Genomic DNA, 17,303 nt, shown 5'->3' with positions numbered 1-17,303 from the left:
AAGCTTTGTCGGCAATTTAGCCTAACGCCGGACTGCCGCTACGGTAGTGTTCGGCCATGAACTCAACGAACACTTTGACCTTGAGCGCCACATGCCGGGCATGGGGATACAGCGCGTAATAGTGCCGTTGACCCAGGCTGCAGTTGGGTAGCATCTGCACCAACCGTCCGCTCAACAAGTCATCCTGCACCGTCGCACGGGTGAACGCGGCAATGCCCACACCGGCCAACGCAGCGGCGTGCAGCGAGCTGATCGAATCGGCCTTGAAGCGCCCATGCGCACGGATCTGCGTGGCAACTCCGCGCGCATCGGTCAGCGTCCAGTCACTGCCACCGGCAAACGCCAGCAACTGATGCCCGGCCAGTTCCCGAACCTGCCGTACCAATCCGTGCCGTGCGATATAGGCCGGTGACGCGACCAGCAGCATCGGCGAAACCGTGAGCAACCGCGCCACCAGAGACGAATCTTCAAGCGGCCCGCAGATGCGCAACGCGACATCGAGGCCTTCGGCGATCAGATCGACAAAACGGTCATCGCAGGACAGATCGACTTCAATCTCGGGATAACGCTGTTGAAACCCTGGCAGCCACTTCGCCAGTTCCAGCGTACCGATGACCACGGGCGCACTGATGCGCAAGACACCACTGGGTTTCTCCTGGGCCTGACCGACCGCCACAGCGGCCTGATCAAGGCGATCGAGAATATCCACGCAGGCGAGGTAATACTGCTGCCCCGCCGTGGTCAGGCTGAAACGCCGGGTGTTGCGATTGATCAGACGCGTGCCCAGTTCGGCTTCCAGTTGCTGCAACTGCCGGGAGATGGTCGAGTGCGTAGTCTCGAGCCGTTCCGCCGCAGCACTGAAACCGCGACACTCGACGATGCAACGGAACGCACGCATGGCCAGCAGTTGATTCATTGAAGTACCGCAACTCAATTGATCGGTGAGCGGGCAAGCCTAGCGCAATCCATACCACCCCGGCAGCTGCAAAGCGCCCCTATAATGCGCCATCATTTCGCCCTCTCCGTTCAAGGAAGAACCCGCTCATGCGCCACTGTTTGTTGCCGTCCCTGCTGATCGCCACCCTTGTGCAACTCAGTGGTTGCGCCGCTTACCGTGATTACGACCTGGAACTGCAACAGACCACGCAACAGCTCAAGGCCGGCAATATCGGCGGTTCACTGGCCTTGATCGAGGCACACAACCCGGGCGAAGAAAAGGATTTGCTCTATTACTTCGAGAAGGGTGCGGTGCTAAGCGCTGGCGGTGAATTCCCGCAGAGCCAGATTGCCTGGCGTAGCGCCGAGCAAATGGTCATACAGCGCCAGGACACCATTGAAACCACTGGCGACAAATTGCTCGCCGCCATGGGCAATCAGTGGGGCAGCATCATCAATGACAAGCTGCGCCGCTACGATGGCTACGACTACGAAAAAGTCATGCTGACCACGCAAATGGCCCTCAACCAACTGGCCCTGAATGACTTTGACGGTGCCCGCGCCGACATCAAGAAAACCCACGAGCGTGAAGCATTGATCGCCCGGCAGCGAGAACTGGAATACGAGCGTGTCGAAGAGGCGGCCAAGGCCAGCGGCGCCCGCGTCCATTACAAGGACCTGCAAGGCTACCCAGTGGTCATGCTGGAATCATCCGCCGTCATCGCCTTGAAGAACGGCTATCAGAGCGCGTTCAGTCACTATCTCGCCGGTTTTACCTACGAAGCGCTCGGCGAGAAAGATCTGGCAGCGCCCGGCTATCGTCAGGCGATCGAACTGCGCCCGGACATGGGGTTTTTCCAGCAGGCATTGCGCGACCTCGACAACCCTGGACTGAAGGCAGACGAAAGCGACGTACTGATCATCGTGCAGAGCGGCCTGGCACCGGCCCGCAGTTCCGTGCGCGTGCCCTATCCGGTGAAGTTGGCGGACGGGCAAGTCATCGTCGCCAATGTATCGTTTCCCGTGATGGTGCCAGACACATCCACACCTCCATTCAATCAAGTGAGCATCGACGGTCGTCAGAAAAAGCTGATCGCCGTCAACAGCATTACCGACATGTCCTTGCGCACCCTGCGTGACGACATGCCGGGCATTATCCAGCGTACGACCTATCGGGCCTTTCTGGCGGCTGACGTTCAAGCCACGGACAACCGACGCGACCCGAGCAAAGCCTCCTATGTCACTCACTGGGACGGTTTCGAGCAGGCCGACACCCGCACCTGGCGCACCTTGCCCAACCTCACCCAAGTCGTGCGTCTGCGCCTGAAAAAGGGTGATCACCTGATCAGCCTGCCTAACGCGCCCGGCGCTGCTCCAATGAAAATCCGCATCGACCAGAATCGCCAGGTTATCGGCCTGCGCGCCTTGGGTGAGCACGTGTTTGCCAATGGCAGCGCCTTCCAGTCCAGCGGGGCACCGGCAAGCAGCGTGGTATCCAACCTGAAATAAGTAATGGCATCTAACTAACCAGTGCAATTAAAAAGCTATTACATAGCCACTACCACCCGCTTATAATGCCGCGCCCTCGCTGTTGCGAAACGGCATTAAAGCTCCTCAGGTTATGAGGAATTGGCAGGAGGCCAGTGCCACTGTCGATGGGTCACACCAGCCCGACCAGCATCCGCGGCTGTATTACTCCAGGGAAGAAGTACCCCCATGGCATTCCGCGCCCCCACTCTGATCGCGCTCAGCGCCGTCACTCTGCTGTCCGGCTGTTCGGCGTTTCGCAATTACGACTCTGAATTGGCACAGACCAATCAGCAACTGGCCACCGGCAACGTCGACGCCGCGCTGACTCTGCTGGAAAAGAACAACACCGGCCCTGATAAAGACCTGCTCTATTACTTCGAGAAAGGTGAGTTGCTGCGCGCCAAGGGCGACCTCTCCGGCAGCCAGAATGCCTGGACCAGCGCCGACCAGGTGGTTGGCAAGTGGGAAGACTCGGTCAAGCTCGATACCGACAAGTACCTGGCCCAGTTCGGCAGTTTCCTGGTCAACGACAAAGTGCGTCGCTACGAAGGCTATGACTACGAAAAAGTCATGTTGACCACGCAGATGGCCCTGAACCTGCTGGCAGTCAACGATTTCGACGGCGCACGTACTGCGATCAAGAAAACTCACGAACGTGAAGCAGTGATCGCCGAGCTGCGTGACAAGGAATACCTCAAGAGCGAGGAAGAAGCCGAAAAAGAAGGCATCAAGACGCAGTACAAGGACCTGCAAGGCTACCCGGTCGCCAGTCTCGACGCGCCGGAAGTGGTTGGCCTGAAAAACAGCTACCAGAGTGCGTTCAGCCATTACCTGTCCGGTTTCGTCTATGAAGCCCTGGGCGAGAAAGGCCTGGCTGCACCGGGCTACCGCAAGGCTGCCGAACTGCGCCCGAACACGCCGCTGCTGGAGCAGGCGCTGGTCAATCTCGACAAGCCGAGCAAGTCCGACGACAGCGACATTCTGATCGTGGTGCAAAGCGGTCTGGCCCCAGCCCGCGACTCGATCCGCGTTCCGCTGCCATTGCCGATCTCCAACAATGTGGTGATCACGCCGCTGTCGTTCCCGATCATCAAGCCTGACACCTCCACGGCGACTTTCGCGCAAATCGGCGTCGACGGTCAGCAGGTCGATCTGACCGCGCTCAACAGCACCACCGCCATGTCCCGCCGCGCTCTGCGTGACGACATGCCGGGGATCATTCTGCGCACCACCGTGCGGGCGATCACCAAAGGTGTGGCGCAGAAGAAGATCAACGAAACCAACCCACTGGCCGGTCTCGCTGTCGGTATCTCTTCAGCTGTGCTCGAAGGTGCCGATACCCGTACGTGGCGTACCCTGCCGGACAACACCCAAGTGGTGCGTCTGCGACTGAAAAAGGGTGAGCATCAGGTTACCCTGCCGAGCGCCGTGGGCGGTTCGGTGGTCAAGGTGACTGTCGATCAGCGTTACCAAGTGATCAGCCTGCGCGCTGTGGGCAACCAGGTGTTCGCCGGCGGTCTCGCCGCTCACGTGATCCCGAGCGCCGGCGCAACCAACGTCGCCAGCCTCAAACAACCTTAAGAACGGAGTCTTTGCATGCGCTTCAAACTCATCGCCGTCGCCGCCCTCGCCTTACTGGCGAGCGGTTGCGCCACCCCGCCACCGCCAGAGCCGGGCAGCGCCGCGAGCAAAGTCGTGGCCATGGGTCCGCAGAAACACATCGTCGTCGGCGCCATGCGCGTCGCTCGCGAAAACGGCTTCATGACGGTCAATGTGCAGTTGAGCAACACCCTCAACAGCAACAAGATTTTCTACTACCGCTTCGCCTGGCTCGGCGCGGAAGGTTTCCCGATCGCCGAAGAAGAAGTGTGGAAAAGCCAAATGATGTACGGCGCCCAGACCAGCTTCATTCAGGGGATTGCCCCGACCCCGAAAGCCGTGGACTTCCGTCTGGAAATCAAGACGCCGTAAGCCTGACACCCTATTTCTGATTTAGAGAGCATTCCCATGTTTGTACGCTTTTCCTGCATCGCCGTTATCGCCCTGCTGGCCTCCGGTTGCGCCAACACTTCGCCGACCCTGGGCAGCAAGAACATCAGCTACGGCGACACCAAAGCGGTTGAAACCGTGACCAACGAATTCGGTTCGACCGACCTGCAAATGATCGCCGAGTCGATGACCCGCTCGCTGGCTCAGTCCGGCATTCTGCAGGGCCGTCCGGTGGTTCAGGTCTACGACGTGAAGAACAAGACCAGCGAGTACATCGACACTCGCGAAATCACCACCAGCATCAAGACTCAACTGATGAAAACCGGCGTAGCGCGCTTTGCCAGTGACAACAACGCGATGCAGAGCCAGGTTGACCAGCTCAAGCTGCAAAACCAGAGCGGCCTGTACAAGAAGAGCACCGTGGCCAAGACTGGCAACATGGTTGCCGCCAAGTACCGCATCGAAGGTTCGATCAGCTCGATCGTCAAGCGCAGCAGCGACTACAAGGACGTCTTCTACAAATTCAGCCTGCAACTGATCGACGTTGAAAGCGGTCTGGCCGAGTGGATGGACGAAAAAGAGATCCGCAAAACCACGGAGCGTTAATTGATGCGCGCATGGATTGGCATGATGGCCCTGGCTTGCGCGTTCAGCGTGCAAGCGGCCCCGAAAGTCGCGGTGACGGATCTGGCGTATCAGGAACGTGTGGAGCAATACATCCACATCGTTTCGGCCCAGAGCAATCACCGCGAGGGTTACTACAGCTCCAGTGGCTCTTCGAGCTACAACGAGATTGAAGCAACGACCAGCTACATCGAACAGACCGAGCTGCGTAAATTCACCGGCGACATCAAGGGTGAAATCCTGCGCACCGGTATGTTCCAGCTGGTGCAAGGCACGCCGTACACCGCGTCGTCCAAGGGTGATGTCTTTGATGTGATCAAGCGCATCAAGGCCGGTAACTTCAAGGGCGCCGACTACGTGCTGTTCGGCACCGTGTCCGATATCGACTTCACTCAGGACATCAACGAGCTGGCGAACACCGACAGCTATTCGGCGGTGCTGGGCCTGACGCTGGTGGCGGACTTCAGCCTGATCAATACCAAGACCTTCGAGATCACCTCGGCCTTCACGGCGATGGGTGAAGCGCAGGACACCAAACTGGTGAACCATCGCGACATCAAGATCTCGCTGAACCGCCCACGGGTGGTGCGTGACGTGTCGAAGGCGCTGGGTGAGGACGTAGCCGGGCAACTGAGCATGCAGCTCGGTGGCGGCGGTTACGAGCAGCCGCGCGAGGCGCCACAGCGCAACAATCTGCCGCGTGATACTGCGCCGGTGATCTTGCGCTGATGACTGGCGCCTGATCGTCCCCATGCTCGACGTGGGAATGCATCCCGGGACGCTCTGCGTCCCAGCCACAAAAAAAGGCGACCCGCAAAGGTCGCCTTTTTTTGTGCTGGCGAGGTTTACGCCGCCGCTTTACGCAACGTCGCCATAAACGCCGCCGCGCCAATGAACAGCCCGGCAAACGTGCGGTTCATGCGTTTCTGCTGCTGCGGTGTGCGCAACAGACGCAGGACCTTCGACGCCAGACCGGTGTAGCCGGCCATCACGATCAGGTCGACGCAGATCATGGTCACGCCAATCACCAGATACTGAATCAGCAACGGCGCATGCGGGTTGATGAACTGCGGCAGCACCGCGAGCATGAACACCAGCGCCTTGGGGTTGCTGATGTTCACCAGAAAACCACGGAATATCAGCGCCAGCGGCTTACCGATCGGCCGCACCGCCGCGTCATCGCTCATGTCCATGGGCAGCGCGCGCCATTGCTTGATGGCCAGATACACCAGATAAGCGACACCGAACCATTTGATCGCGTGAAAGGCCGTGGCCGAAGCAGTCAGGATCGCGCCCACACCGGCGCCGACAATCGCAATCTGCACCGCCAGACCGATTTGCAGGCCAAGGGCGTTCCAGTAACCGCGCCAGAAACCGTATTGCAGACCGCTGGACATCGACGCAATGGCGCCAGCACCCGGGGACAGACTGATCACCCAGCAGGCGGCAAAAAACGCCAGCCATGTTTGAAGCTCCATCGCACACCTCGACTCATGCCGTAACAAGTTGTCAAAGCTAATGCGGTTTGGGGCTAAAAGCAAAAGATCGCAGCCTGCGGCAGCTCCTACATGAGAATGCGATCCCTGTAGGAGCTGCCGAAGGCTGCGATCTTTTGTTCTTGCTTGGAAAATCTACTTCTCGAAACCGCTCGACGGAAACACATCCGTCCCGCGCCAACGCCGCACCGAACGCTGGAAGAACAAACTGTTCGGCACCTGCACCATGGCGCTGCCAGTCCCGAGTTCTTCCGCCTCGATCAACGTGGTGTAGAGCAGATTGATCGCCACCACCCGGCCTTTGACGCCTGGCTTGTCGGTGGTATCGACTAGCTCGACGATATCCCCCAGCCGAAACGGTCCGACCGTGAAGATCAGAATCGCGCAGAGCAAATTCGACAGCACGCTCCACATCGCAAAGAACGCGACCGCCGCCACGGCAACGAAACCCGACAGCGCCGTCCACAGCACCGTGGCCGAGACACCGAGGCGCTCCAACACGAAGATCAGCGCGCTGCCCATGATCAACCAGCGCAATACGCCACGCAGCGGCATCAGCAACTGCGGCGGGAACGGATAGCGCTCGCCCAACCGAGTCAGCCCCTTGGCGACGAAACGTTGCGTGAGATAACCGGCCAGCAGGATCAGCAGAATCTGCACCACAAACCAGATCGGCTCGACCCATTCCGCCGGTAGCGGCAGCTTGAACGCTTCCATCAGGACAGCGCCTCCAGCTCCGCTTGCATGCTCTCCAGCGTTTCAAGGGCTTCCATCCACGCCTCTTCCAGTTCGGCTTCGCGAACTTTCAGCTTGGCCTGCTCGGCCAGCAGATCACGCAATTCGTTCTTGCGCGCCGGCTCGTAGATGTCGCTGTCGCCAAGGCTGGCATCGACCTTGGCGAGTTTCTCGTGGAGCTTGCCCAGTTCGGCTTCGAGCTTGTCGGCTTCACGTTTGTGCGGCGCCAGTTGCTGACGCAAGGCAGCTGCAGCCTGACGCTGAGCCTTCTTGTCGGTCTTGTCCGGATTGACCGGAGTGTTACTGACCGGCGCGTTGCGCTGGCGGTATTCCACCAGCCAGCGCGCGTAGTCTTCGAGGTCGCCATCGAACTCTTCGACCTTGCCGTCAGCGACCAGGTAGAAGTTATCAGTGGTGCTCTTGAGCAAGTGCCGATCGTGAGACACCACCAGCACCGCGCCGCTGAATTCCTGCAGCGCCATGGTCAGCGCCAGGCGCATTTCCAGGTCGAGGTGGTTGGTGGGTTCGTCGAGCAGCAGCAGGTTCGGCCGTTCCCAGGCGATTAGCGCCAGGGCCAGACGCGCCTTTTCACCACCGGAGAAATTCAGCACCGGCTCATCGATGCGCGCGCCACGGAAGTCGAAGCCGCCGAGGAAGTCACGCAGGGTCTGCTCACGCTCGGTCGGCGCCAGACGCTGCATGTGCAGCAACGGGCTGGCCTTGGAATCCAGCGAGTCGAGTTGATGCTGAGCGAAATAGCCGACCACGGTGTTCTCGCCACGGGTCAGGCGCCCGGCAATCGGTGACAGCTCGCCGGCGAGGTTTTTGATCAGGGTCGATTTACCCGCGCCATTCGGCCCGAGCAGGCCAATCCGCGCCCCCGGGGTCAGTTGCAGCTTGACCTTCTCGAGGATGGTTTTGTCGCCATAACCCAAGCGCGCATCGGACAGGTCGATCAGCGGGCTGGAGATCTTGCTCGACTCGCGGAAGACGAAATCGAACGGCGAATCGACGTGGGCCGCCGACAGTTCTTCCATCCGCTCCAGTGCCTTGATCCGGCTCTGTGCCTGACGGGCCTTGGTGGCCTGGGCCTTGAAGCGGGCGATGTAGCTTTCCATGTGCGCACGTTGCGCCTGCTGCTTCTCGTAGGCCTGTTGTTGCTGGGCCAGACGCTCGGCACGGGCGCGTTCGAATGCGCTGTAGCCGCCGCGATACAGGGTGATTTTGCGCTGGTCGACATGGGCCACGTGATCGACGACTTCATCGAGGAAATCGCGGTCGTGGGAAATCAGCAGCAAGGTGCCCGGGTAGCTTTTCAGCCACTCTTCGAGCCAGATGATCGCGTCGAGATCCAAGTGGTTGGTCGGTTCGTCGAGCAACAACAGGTCCGAAGGGCACATCAGCGCTTGCGCCAGGTTAAGGCGCATCCGCCAGCCACCGGAGAAATCCCCGACCTGACGATCCATCTGCTCGTTGGTGAAACCCAGACCGGCCAGCAGCTTTCGCGCCCGCGCATCGGCGGTGTAACCGTCGGCGCTGTCGAGCTCGGCATGCAGACGAGCCTGAGCGGCACCGTCATGCACCGCTTCGGCCGCGGCGAGGTCACGTTGCACCTCGCGTAGACGCAGGTCGCCATCGAGCACATAGTCAACGGCAAGGCGCTCGAGCGTCTCGATTTCCTGGCGCATATGGGCGATGCGCCAGTCAGCCGGCAGGAAGCAATCACCCGAGTCCGGGTGCAGCTCACCCCGGATCAAGGCGAACAGGCTCGATTTGCCGGCGCCGTTGGCACCGATGAGGCCGGCTTTGTGGCCGGCGTGCAGGGTCAGCTCGGCGTCTTCTAGCAGACGTTGCGGGCCACGCTGTAAAGTCAGGTTCTGAAGTCGGATCATAATGGCGGCGGAGTCTACCAGCTTCGCTCACAACTGGCGCGAGTAGCACGATGTCCTCTGACCTGTGGAGCTTTTCCCTTGCCACCTACGCCCGACCGGGCGTGGAAGACGCCTGCCTGCAACTGCAAACGGCGGGCGCGAATGTGTGCCTGCTGTTGTGCGGTTCATGGCTGGAGCAACGCGGGGTGATTTGCGATGAACAACGCGTTCGCCAGCTTCAGTCGCTGACCGAACCGTGGGATATCGAAGTGGTGCAGCCGCTGCGAGCACTGCGCATGCAATGGAAAACGCGGGCCGTGGATGATGCGGTGCTGAAAGGCATGCGCGAGCAGATCAAATCACTTGAGCTGGAAGCTGAGCGAGCGTTGCTGTCACGGCTTGAGGGTGTAGCTCAGACATGGACGCGAAACGATGCAGGTTCGACGACCTGGCTGGAGGGATTGGCCGGCAGTGCGGCCAGCCCGAACCGCGACGCGCTGCAAGTGCTGCGCGTCGCGGCAACCGGCACTTAGGAAGCGCTGGTCGGGTTGTTGCTGACGCTCGACGCAGCGGCTGGCGATGGCGCAGTCGAAGGAGTCGAGGCAGTAGCGGCTGGAGCAGGTGCCGATGGCGCAGCCGACGCTGCCGGTGCGGCAGGCTTAGCGGCAGGCGCGGTAGCCGGTTTAGCGGCAGCTGGTTTGGCAGCGGCTGGCTTTTTAACGGCAGGTTTTGCAGCTGGCTTGGCGGCTGGTTTTGCAGCAACAGGCTTGGCAGCAGTCGCTGGTTTGGCAGCAGCGGCCGGTTTAGCGGCTGGCTTGGCTGCCGGTTTGGCGGCGGCTTTCACGGCTGGTTTGGCAGCAGCTTTTGCTGGTGCTTTTGCAGCAGGTTTGGCGGCAGCTGGTTTAGCGGCAGTCTTGGCAGCTGGCTTTGCAGCAGCAGGTTTAGCGGCTGGTTTGGCGGCGGCGGTTTTCGCTGGAGCAGCTTTTGCAGCAGCTGGTTTGGCGGCTGGTTTAGCAGCAGCGGCACGGGTAGCCGGCTTGGCAGCGGCAGCACGTGCAGCAGTTTTTGCCGCCGTGGTTTTAGCCGCTGGTTTTGCAGCGCTGGCCGCAGCTGGTTTCTTCACTGCAGGTTTTGCGGCCGCTTTGGCAGCTGGCTTGGCAGCAGCTTTCACCGGTGTTTTTGCAGCTGGCTTGGCAGCGGTTTTAGCAGCAGGCTTGGCCGCTGCGGTTTTCGCTGGAGCTTTTGCTGCAGCAGGTTTGGCAGCTGCTTTCTTCGCCGGTGCCGCTGCCGGTTTGGCTGCGCGCGAGGACAACACTTTGCCCACGGCTTCTTGAACGCGACCAACACCCTGGGCCAGTTTCAGGCTTTCCTGGGCGTCGCGCTTGAGTTGCAGAATGTAGCTGCGAGTGTCGGACTGACGATCCTTCAAGGCATCGAGCAGGTCTTCCAGTTCTTTCACTGCGGCCTTGGCTTTGTTCTGCGCCTTGGCTTTACCGGCAGTGGCTGCGTCCTGCAATTTGGTGCGGGATTTGTGCAGTTTTTCTTGCGCCTTGCCGCGTTGCTTTTCCAGTTTGGCGAGCAGTTTTTCAGCATCAGCCAAGGCTTGGGAGCAAGCGTTTTCCAGATGCTCGAGCAGGCTGCCCGAGAGTTGTTGGAGTAAGTGCAACGGAGTGTTTACAGGCTTCTTGGTGGCCGACATGGTTTACCTCCTGGCTGACGTGAGTGCGGCTCATACTAGACCTCTGCAGTTACCGCCGCTAGGGCATCTTGACAGTATCGATTGCGTTGCGTTGCACCGAATCGAAAATGTTCTGCGCGAAGTCAAAAGCAGTTCACCGTTGCAGACGTTCGCGCTGGCATAATCCACCGCAACTCAGGACGGAGAGTGCCCATGTCGCGCTACTTTTTTTTATCCCTCTGCATGGTTTTTTCGGCCGCTCACGCGGAAGAAAAGGCCACCGCGAACGATGCTCACGATCTGGCCTACAGCCTCGGTGCCAGCCTCGGTGAGCGGCTGCGCCAAGAAGTCCCGCAACTGCAGATTCAGGCACTGGTCGATGGTTTGCAGCAAGCCTATCAAGGCAAGCCGCTGGCGCTGAGCGAAGCACGTATCGAGCAGATTCTGGCCGATCATGAAGCGCAAAATGCCGAACACTCTGTACAGCCTTCGAGCGATGCGGCGATGGAAAACGAGCAGCGTTTTCTCACCGCTGAAAAAGCCAAACCGGGGGTGAAGGAATTGGCCGATGGCATCCTGCTCACCGAGCTGACACCTGGCACGGGGACCAAGGCCGGTCCTGATGGAAAAGTGCAGGTGCTGTATGTCGGGCGACTCCCCGACGGCACCGTGTTCGATCAGAACACGCAGCCGCAATGGTTCAATCTCGACAGCGTGATTGCCGGTTGGCGCACCGCGTTGCAGAACATGCCGGTGGGTGCGAAATGGCGACTGGTGATTCCATCGGATCAGGCCTATGGCGCCGACGGTGCCGGCGACCTGATCGCGCCGTTCACGCCGCTGGTGTTCGAAGTGGAATTGCGTGGCGCGACGAGTTGAGCAGGCAATAAAAAACGGTGCGCTTTCGGGCGCACCGTTTTTTTGTTCAGGGTTCGGGATCAGGCCTGAACCGGATCTTCTTCCTTGTGTGCTGTATGCAGCACTTCAATCAGGCAGTCTTCGAGTTCGAAGCGCTCGTGCAGCAAGCCACCGAGTTCCTTGAACTTCTCGGCTACGCACTTGCCTTCATCGCACAGATCGTTGAACGCGAGCAGCTTCTCGGTGATGACGTCGATGCGCGGATAGATCGTCTCGGCCAACTCCAGACCGCGCTTGTCATTGAACGCCTTGGCTTCGCCAGTCAGCTGTTCGTAGATTTCGAAGTGCCCTGCCGAGACGTAATCAACCAGCACACCGCAAAATTCCTGCAAGGGCTTGCGGCTCTCGGACAGCGACTCAGGCTGCGCACCGAGTTTGTCGTAGGCACCGATCAGATCTTCACGCTCCTGCAACCAGCGGTCGATCAGCAGATGAACTCCACCCCAACGTTCCTGAGCATTCTGACAACTTTCGAGCATGGCGATCTCTCTTCCCTTGTGGGTCATGCTGCTCTACACCCGCGCCCCTCTTTTGATTTTGGCTTGGGGGACGGCCGGGCAGAGCGTCATCGAGCAACATAAATCCAATGACACGTGCGGGCCAGATTATGCCCGCACGCCTATGGCTTCAAGGTACGCAGGAGATAAAGTTCATACAAGTGTTTAATCCCGCAGCAGCACCGAGTGCGACGCTTCGCCGCTGAGCGGGCGTTGCAGAGCACTCCAGACCAGCCGCAACAATTGATACACCGCCAGAATCGACACCGCGACAAAGAACAGCAGGCTCCACTCCGGGATGCTCAGGTCAAACAGCGTCCAGGAAATTTCCGCACAATCGGCGCCGCCGCTGAACATTCTTTGCAAGGCGCAGATCCAGGGCAGGCCACTGAACAATGTATCGGGGGCAGGCGTGCAATTGAGGAGTTGCAGCATCGGATCGCTCTGTATCAATACCTGCCGCCAGGCCGCCGTGGTGCCTCCCAGGCTCGCGCCCAAGGTCAACAGCCAGTAAAACCACAACCCCACACGCTTGGGGCCGTGCACCGCTGCCACACCACTGGACACGCACAGTAGCGTAAGGAACAGGCGCTGCACCAGGCACAGGCTGCACGGCGTCAGACCGACAGCGTATTCAAGATAATAGGAAGCTCCCAGAGCAAAGGCCCCCGCAGTGAAAGCCATGAAGAACAAGGAGCGTGAGCAGGCCAACGACATGGCTTTTCCGTAACAGTAGAGACAGACGGTTACGGTAGAGGAAAGCGTGTCAGCCTTTCAAGGCAAGGCCCTGCCGACAGTTCACCAGAGGTGTAGGGAAAACCCGACAGGTTCGATAGGAATCGGTGTAGCCCGCTGTAGGAATTCGCCTCGAGCACTCACTGAAGTTGAAATTTCAGCCACAAAAGGTAAGCGAGGGAGCATCCTCCCTCACCACTTCAGACGTGAGCCAGAACCGGCAGAGGTGCAGCCAGCAGGCGTTCATCCAGCAGGCCAAGGCCTTCCTGAAACAACTGATTGCTGCGCTCGGTATCGCCCAACTGTGCGAGCAAGCGCGCCAGTTCCGCACAGGCCTCCGGATTGCGCTGCACACGCAGGCTGCTTTCCAGATAATCCCGCGCCTTGCCCCACAGACTGGTTTGCAGACACAGTCGGCCGAGGGTCAACAACAAGCTCGGATCGTTCGGATGATCTTTCAGCCAGCCTTCGGCGGTTTGTAACTGACGGGCCGGATCGCTGCCGCGCACCAGACCGTAGAGACGCGCCAGATGGCTGTCGTACTTGCGCTTGAGGGCGGTACGCAGCACTTCTTCCGCTTCGACCTGAGCGCCCAACTGACGCAGCTGTTCGGCGTACGCCAGCACCAGCGGCGGCTCCTGACGTTGAGCCGAGGTGAGTTGCTCCCAGGCGCGCGTGAGCGACTGCAAGCCAACGCTCCCGTCCTCTTCGCGCTGCGCTGCCAGCGAAAGGTTTTCACCCCAGGCGCGGCGTTCCAGTTCAGCCAGTTCGGCGGGGGGCAGGACTTTGTCCTTGCGCAACTCCGGCAGCAAACGAATCACCGCCGACCATTCGCCGCGCTGTTGGTACAAGCGCTGCAACTGGCGCAGCGTCTGCGTATTGTGCGGATGGCGATCATGCATCGCTTGCAGGGTCACCAAGGCACCGTCGGTATCGCCACGGTCGGTCTGCAACTGCGCATGACTCAGAGCGATTGCCAATTCCGCTTGAGGCTGACGCTCCAGCGCGCGCTCCAGCAAACGATCGCACTCTTCGTAATTGCCTTGCTCATTGGCCGCGCGGGCTGCACCGAGGTAGTACAGCAGCGGCTGGCGCTCGGCTTCAGCCGCTCGATAGAGATGACGCTGCGCGCTGGCCCAGCGACCTTCAGCCAGATCCAGTTGGCCGTGCTCGATCGCTACCTGCACGCGACGACTGCGGTTGCGCCGTGACCAGGGATTGACCACGCCAGTTGAGGTCATGACCAACTCGACCAAGGCCTTGATGCCCCAGATCAGCAGCCACAAAACCGCGATCACCGCCAGTGTCGCCCATAGACTCGCTTCGTAACGGAAGCTCTTGTAGGCAATCAGCACGTAGCCAGAATGCTGTGCCACTGCAAAGCCCAGCGCCGCCGTCGCCGCGATCACCAGAAACACGATCACATAGAGGCGTTTCATGGCGTGGTCTCCTGCGCAGTGTTGGCGGCAGGTTTGGCAAAGGGTTTCACCGACTCTTCGGCGTTGACGTTGCGCCGCTCAAGATAGGCTTGCACCGCACTCAGCGTGCCGGCCAGATCCGGCGTCGTGACCGTGACCGGTTCCTTGCTCAACTCACCGACCTGTTCAAGCATCACTTTGCTTTGCGGATTGTCCGGGTTGAAATTGCCCTTGAGCACATCACGTGCTTCGGCCAGTGCCTGGGTGTAGACCGGCGCCTGCCCGTTGAGCGCTGCCCACTGCGCCTGTTCAAGCGCAAGGCTCAGGGCCAGACGAACCTGACTCAGACTCTGCCCGGCCAGCAGCGGGCGCACATTTTTATCGGCGTTGAAATCGATACGGATGTAGCGCGAGACCTGATCCCACCACTGCGCCCAGCGACTGGCGCCGTCACCGTCGGCAGTCAGGCCCAGCAGCGATTCGCCGCGATCCTTGTACTCCGGCGCCAGCTCGGTGAGGTCAATGACCTGATCGCGCAACGCGCCGAGACGCAGGAACAGACCAGTACGATCCGGTTGCGCCGTGCTGCGCAGCGCCACCAGGGTTTTCGCTACTTGCTCGCGGGCAGCGAAAGAACCGGGATCGTTTTGCTCACGGAGGATTTCGTCGGCGCCCTGCACCAGCGCCTGAGCGCTGCTGATGTCCTGCAACGCCGACAGACGCAGGCTGGCCAGACGCAGCAGGTGCTCGGCCTCAGCCAGACGCCAGTCCTTGCGGCTGGCACCCAGCACTGTTTCCAGACGTTGATTAAGGCGCTGTTGATCGCCCTGAAGCTGCGTCACCAGACGTTGGCGTTCGGCGAGTTCGTCGGCACCCGGCAACTGCGCGAGGCGCTCGGTCAGACGCTGCTCATTGAGCTTCAGGCTCTGCGCCTGATCGTTCAATGCCTGCACTTCAGCGGATTGCTGCTGAGTATTGGTCTGCAGGTGACGGACCTGCCAGACACCCCAGCCACCGATCGCGACACCGGCAGCGCCGAGCAACAAGGCGACGATGGCCAGTCCATTGCCTCGGCGCGGCTCTGTGGCCGGCGGTGGAGTTTCAACCTGGGGTTCAATCACAGGCTGGACGTCATCTTTTGGCAAGGCTGTTTCGCTCACGTATCCATCCTTTGCATTAGAAAACGGGTTCGGGAGGCTCCCGTAACGCCGTCAGCAAAGCCGCGGCACTCGCGCCGCGGCAATCCACAACTGTTTGAGCCCCGGCGGCACGTGCCAGCTCGGCGACCCTTGGGCTTGGTACAAACAACGGCAACGGCGCGATGGTCGGCCAGGCATCGCCGGCCATTTGGCGCAGGTGCTCGAAACCCTGTCCACTGCTGACCACCAGCCCGTTCAAGCGTTCCGCTGCGATCCGCCGTGGCAGCTCATCCGGGGCATAGGCCGGCAGGTCGCGCCGATACAATTCCAGATACTCGACACTAGCACCTCGCTCACGCAAGCGCTCGGCGAGCAACTCGCGCCCGCCCTCGCCGCGCAAGATCAACACCTGCGCGCCGGGCTGGCTGATCGCCTCACGCAGACGCGGCAATTGCAGCAACGCCTCGCTGTCATCGCCGTCAGCCGGGAAGTTCGCGTCCAGACCGTGATCCAGCAGAATCTGCGCAGTCGCCGCACCGACGCTGAACCAGGGCATCGTCAGTGCAGAAGTGCCGTCGAGCAGATCGAGCGCAATACGCGCCGCCGGCTTGCTGACGACAATCACTGCGCTGCAACTTGGCAACTGTGTAATCGCCCGACGTATTTTCTCAGAGACCGGCAGCGGGGCAATTTCCAAAAGCGGCAGGCAACTGCTGAAAATTCCCTGCGCGGCCAACGTCTCCGCCAGCGCCGCACAGTCTTCTGCAGGACGCGTCAGCAGCAGGCGCCAGTCCGTCACTCGTGACCTGCCTCGCCATAGACCGCTTTGAGAATATCGTCGGCGCCCTGGCTGAGCAGATCTTCGGCCACCTTCACGCCCAATGCTTCGGCATCGCCACGTGGCGCACGAGCTTCGGCGCTGAGCAGCTTGCCACCGCTCGGTTCACCGACCAGACCGCGCAGCCATAACTGCTCACCTTCGAGCACGGCGTAGCAGGCGATCGGCACTTGGCAGCCGCCATTCAAATGTTTGTTGAGGGCACGTTCGGCGGTCACACGCGAAGTGGTATCGGCGTGATGCAGCGGTGCGAGCAAGGCGTGGATTTCAGTGTCGGCGCTGCGGCATTCGATGCCGACTGCGCCTTGGCCACCAGCCGGCAGGCTGTCATCGACGCTGATTGCCGAAGTGATGCGGTCTTCGAAGCCGAGGCGGATCAGGCCGGCGGCCGCGAGGATGATTGCGTCGTACTCGCCGGCATCAAGCTTGGCCAGGCGCGTGTTGACGTTGCCGCGCAGGAAGCGGATCTGCAGGTCTGGACGACGGGTCAGCAATTGCGCCTGTCGGCGTAGGCTCGAGGTGCCGACGATCGCGCCGGCAGGCAACGCATCGAGACTGGCGTAGGTATTGGACACGAAGGCATCGCGCGGATCTTCGCGCTCGCAAATGCAAAACAGACCGAGGCCTTCAGGGAAGTCCATCGGCACGTCTTTCATCGAGTGCACGGCGATGTCGGCTTGGTTTTCCAGCAGCGCGGTTTCCAGTTCCTTGACGAACAGGCCCTTGCCGCCGATTTTCGACAGCGGCGAATCGAGCAGCTTGTCGCCGCGACTGACCATGGGCACCAGCGTCACCAGCAGGCCCGGATGGGCCGCTTCCAGACGGGCTTTGACGTATTCGGCCTGCCAGAGGGCCAGCGCACTTTTACGGGTGGCGATGCGGATTTCGCGAGAGGACAT

Annotated in this window: 18 protein-coding genes; 7 read left to right on the top strand and 11 right to left on the bottom strand. The window is 60.5% G+C overall.

What is annotated here, in order from left to right:
* Positions 1 to 16: 16 nt before the first annotated feature.
* Positions 17 to 916, bottom strand: coding sequence for a LysR family transcriptional regulator (locus ACM6JQ_RS20420; RefSeq protein ID WP_007911136.1), 900 nt, complete (start codon positions 914 to 916; stop codon positions 17 to 19).
* A 128-nt stretch (positions 917 to 1,044) separates the two neighbouring features.
* Here ACM6JQ_RS20420 and ACM6JQ_RS20415 point away from each other — a divergent pair, with 128 nt between their 5' ends.
* The 5 genes from ACM6JQ_RS20415 (at position 1,045) to ACM6JQ_RS20395 (ending at position 5,808) form a co-directional block, all read left to right on the top strand.
* On the top strand, positions 1,045 to 2,445 hold the full coding sequence (locus ACM6JQ_RS20415) for a COG3014 family protein (protein WP_414894580.1): 1,401 nt from the start codon (positions 1,045 to 1,047) through the stop codon (positions 2,443 to 2,445).
* Positions 2,446 to 2,652: 207 nt separating this feature from the next.
* Complete coding sequence (locus tag ACM6JQ_RS20410; protein WP_007911132.1) at positions 2,653 to 4,047, top strand: COG3014 family protein; 1,395 nt, start codon at positions 2,653 to 2,655, stop codon at positions 4,045 to 4,047.
* A gap of 15 nt (positions 4,048 to 4,062) precedes the next feature.
* On the top strand, positions 4,063 to 4,437 hold the full coding sequence (locus ACM6JQ_RS20405; RefSeq protein WP_007911131.1) for a YcfL family protein: 375 nt from the start codon (positions 4,063 to 4,065) through the stop codon (positions 4,435 to 4,437).
* A gap of 36 nt (positions 4,438 to 4,473) precedes the next feature.
* Positions 4,474 to 5,061, top strand: coding sequence for a penicillin-binding protein activator LpoB (gene lpoB, locus ACM6JQ_RS20400; protein ID WP_007911129.1), 588 nt, complete (start codon positions 4,474 to 4,476; stop codon positions 5,059 to 5,061).
* A 3-nt stretch (positions 5,062 to 5,064) separates the two neighbouring features.
* Complete coding sequence (locus ACM6JQ_RS20395; RefSeq protein ID WP_007911127.1) at positions 5,065 to 5,808, top strand: hypothetical protein; 744 nt, start codon at positions 5,065 to 5,067, stop codon at positions 5,806 to 5,808.
* A 116-nt stretch (positions 5,809 to 5,924) separates the two neighbouring features.
* Here the strand turns inward: ACM6JQ_RS20395 and rhtB are convergent, their stop codons facing one another.
* The 3 genes from rhtB to ACM6JQ_RS20380 all read right to left on the bottom strand — a co-directional run bounded on the left by rhtB (position 5,925) and on the right by ACM6JQ_RS20380 (position 9,202).
* Entirely contained in the window at positions 5,925 to 6,557 is a 633-nt protein-coding gene (gene rhtB / locus ACM6JQ_RS20390) for a homoserine/homoserine lactone efflux protein (protein WP_038359113.1), read from the bottom strand.
* Positions 6,558 to 6,710: 153 nt separating this feature from the next.
* Positions 6,711 to 7,292, bottom strand: a complete 582-nt coding sequence (locus tag ACM6JQ_RS20385) for a mechanosensitive ion channel family protein (protein ID WP_007911123.1) — start codon at positions 7,290 to 7,292, stop codon at positions 6,711 to 6,713.
* Positions 7,292 to 9,202 (bottom strand): ATP-binding cassette domain-containing protein, encoded by a 1,911-nt coding sequence (locus ACM6JQ_RS20380; RefSeq protein WP_095112850.1) that lies wholly within the window; start codon positions 9,200 to 9,202, stop codon positions 7,292 to 7,294. Before ACM6JQ_RS20380 ends, ACM6JQ_RS20385 begins: the two co-directional genes overlap by 1 nt.
* Before the next feature lie 50 nt (positions 9,203 to 9,252).
* Here ACM6JQ_RS20380 and ACM6JQ_RS20375 point away from each other — a divergent pair, with 50 nt between their 5' ends.
* Complete coding sequence (locus ACM6JQ_RS20375; protein ID WP_414894579.1) at positions 9,253 to 9,714, top strand: TIGR02444 family protein; 462 nt, start codon at positions 9,253 to 9,255, stop codon at positions 9,712 to 9,714.
* Here the strand turns inward: ACM6JQ_RS20375 and ACM6JQ_RS20370 are convergent.
* On the bottom strand, positions 9,711 to 10,880 hold the full coding sequence (locus tag ACM6JQ_RS20370) for an AlgP family protein (protein ID WP_414894578.1): 1,170 nt from the start codon (positions 10,878 to 10,880) through the stop codon (positions 9,711 to 9,713). The genes ACM6JQ_RS20375 and ACM6JQ_RS20370 overlap by 4 nt on opposite strands.
* 192 nt (positions 10,881 to 11,072) lie before the next feature.
* Between ACM6JQ_RS20370 and ACM6JQ_RS20365 the strand changes: the two genes are divergently transcribed.
* Entirely contained in the window at positions 11,073 to 11,738 is a 666-nt protein-coding gene (locus ACM6JQ_RS20365) for an FKBP-type peptidyl-prolyl cis-trans isomerase (protein ID WP_414894577.1), read from the top strand.
* A 59-nt stretch (positions 11,739 to 11,797) separates the two neighbouring features.
* Here ACM6JQ_RS20365 and ACM6JQ_RS20360 read toward each other — a convergent pair whose 3' ends face one another.
* From ACM6JQ_RS20360 to hemC, 6 genes are all read right to left on the bottom strand, one after another.
* Complete coding sequence (locus ACM6JQ_RS20360; RefSeq protein ID WP_064116385.1) at positions 11,798 to 12,256, bottom strand: Rsd/AlgQ family anti-sigma factor; 459 nt, start codon at positions 12,254 to 12,256, stop codon at positions 11,798 to 11,800.
* 183 nt (positions 12,257 to 12,439) lie between these two features.
* Positions 12,440 to 12,991 (bottom strand): disulfide bond formation protein B, encoded by a 552-nt coding sequence (locus ACM6JQ_RS20355; protein WP_007911116.1) that lies wholly within the window; start codon positions 12,989 to 12,991, stop codon positions 12,440 to 12,442.
* A 218-nt stretch (positions 12,992 to 13,209) separates the two neighbouring features.
* A complete protein-coding gene (locus ACM6JQ_RS20350) occupies positions 13,210 to 14,448 on the bottom strand; it encodes a heme biosynthesis protein HemY (protein WP_414894576.1) in 1,239 nt (412 codons plus the stop codon).
* Positions 14,445 to 15,587: a uroporphyrinogen-III C-methyltransferase gene (locus ACM6JQ_RS20345; RefSeq protein ID WP_095112854.1), complete on the bottom strand. Its 1,143-nt coding sequence runs from the start codon at positions 15,585 to 15,587 to the stop codon at positions 14,445 to 14,447. Before ACM6JQ_RS20345 ends, ACM6JQ_RS20350 begins: the two co-directional genes overlap by 4 nt.
* Positions 15,588 to 15,603: 16 nt before the next feature.
* Complete coding sequence (locus ACM6JQ_RS20340; protein ID WP_414894575.1) at positions 15,604 to 16,365, bottom strand: uroporphyrinogen-III synthase; 762 nt, start codon at positions 16,363 to 16,365, stop codon at positions 15,604 to 15,606.
* A complete protein-coding gene (hemC, locus tag ACM6JQ_RS20335; RefSeq protein WP_007911112.1) occupies positions 16,362 to 17,303 on the bottom strand; it encodes a hydroxymethylbilane synthase in 942 nt (313 codons plus the stop codon). The genes ACM6JQ_RS20340 and hemC overlap by 4 nt, the downstream gene beginning before the upstream one ends.

Source organism: Pseudomonas sp. IT-232MI5 (assembly GCF_949767845.1).
In the GTDB taxonomy this organism is placed as follows: domain Bacteria; phylum Pseudomonadota; class Gammaproteobacteria; order Pseudomonadales; family Pseudomonadaceae; genus Aquipseudomonas.
The sequence above is the reverse complement of the archived record's forward strand: the minus strand, read 5'-3'. Positions and strand labels throughout refer to the sequence as shown.

Excerpts from the sequence above, each read along its gene's own strand:
- ACM6JQ_RS20420 (WP_007911136.1), bottom strand. The coding sequence starts at position 916 with ATGAATCAACTGCTGGCCATGCGTGCGTTCCGTTGCATCGTCGAGTGT.
- ACM6JQ_RS20415 (WP_414894580.1), top strand. The coding sequence starts at position 1,045 with ATGCGCCACTGTTTGTTGCCGTCCCTGCTGATCGCCACCCTTGTGCAA.
- ACM6JQ_RS20410 (WP_007911132.1), top strand. The coding sequence starts at position 2,653 with ATGGCATTCCGCGCCCCCACTCTGATCGCGCTCAGCGCCGTCACTCTG.
- ACM6JQ_RS20405 (WP_007911131.1), top strand. The coding sequence starts at position 4,063 with ATGCGCTTCAAACTCATCGCCGTCGCCGCCCTCGCCTTACTGGCGAGC.
- lpoB (WP_007911129.1), top strand. The coding sequence starts at position 4,474 with ATGTTTGTACGCTTTTCCTGCATCGCCGTTATCGCCCTGCTGGCCTCC.
- ACM6JQ_RS20395 (WP_007911127.1), top strand. The coding sequence starts at position 5,065 with ATGCGCGCATGGATTGGCATGATGGCCCTGGCTTGCGCGTTCAGCGTG.
- rhtB (WP_038359113.1), bottom strand. The coding sequence starts at position 6,557 with ATGGAGCTTCAAACATGGCTGGCGTTTTTTGCCGCCTGCTGGGTGATC.
- ACM6JQ_RS20385 (WP_007911123.1), bottom strand. The coding sequence starts at position 7,292 with ATGGAAGCGTTCAAGCTGCCGCTACCGGCGGAATGGGTCGAGCCGATC.
- ACM6JQ_RS20380 (WP_095112850.1), bottom strand. The coding sequence starts at position 9,202 with ATGATCCGACTTCAGAACCTGACTTTACAGCGTGGCCCGCAACGTCTG.
- ACM6JQ_RS20375 (WP_414894579.1), top strand. The coding sequence starts at position 9,253 with ATGTCCTCTGACCTGTGGAGCTTTTCCCTTGCCACCTACGCCCGACCG.
- ACM6JQ_RS20370 (WP_414894578.1), bottom strand. The coding sequence starts at position 10,880 with ATGTCGGCCACCAAGAAGCCTGTAAACACTCCGTTGCACTTACTCCAA.
- ACM6JQ_RS20365 (WP_414894577.1), top strand. The coding sequence starts at position 11,073 with ATGTCGCGCTACTTTTTTTTATCCCTCTGCATGGTTTTTTCGGCCGCT.
- ACM6JQ_RS20360 (WP_064116385.1), bottom strand. The coding sequence starts at position 12,256 with ATGCTCGAAAGTTGTCAGAATGCTCAGGAACGTTGGGGTGGAGTTCAT.
- ACM6JQ_RS20355 (WP_007911116.1), bottom strand. The coding sequence starts at position 12,991 with ATGTCGTTGGCCTGCTCACGCTCCTTGTTCTTCATGGCTTTCACTGCG.
- ACM6JQ_RS20350 (WP_414894576.1), bottom strand. The coding sequence starts at position 14,448 with ATGAAACGCCTCTATGTGATCGTGTTTCTGGTGATCGCGGCGACGGCG.
- hemC (WP_007911112.1), bottom strand. The coding sequence starts at position 17,303 with ATGTCCTCTCGCGAAATCCGCATCGCCACCCGTAAAAGTGCGCTGGCC.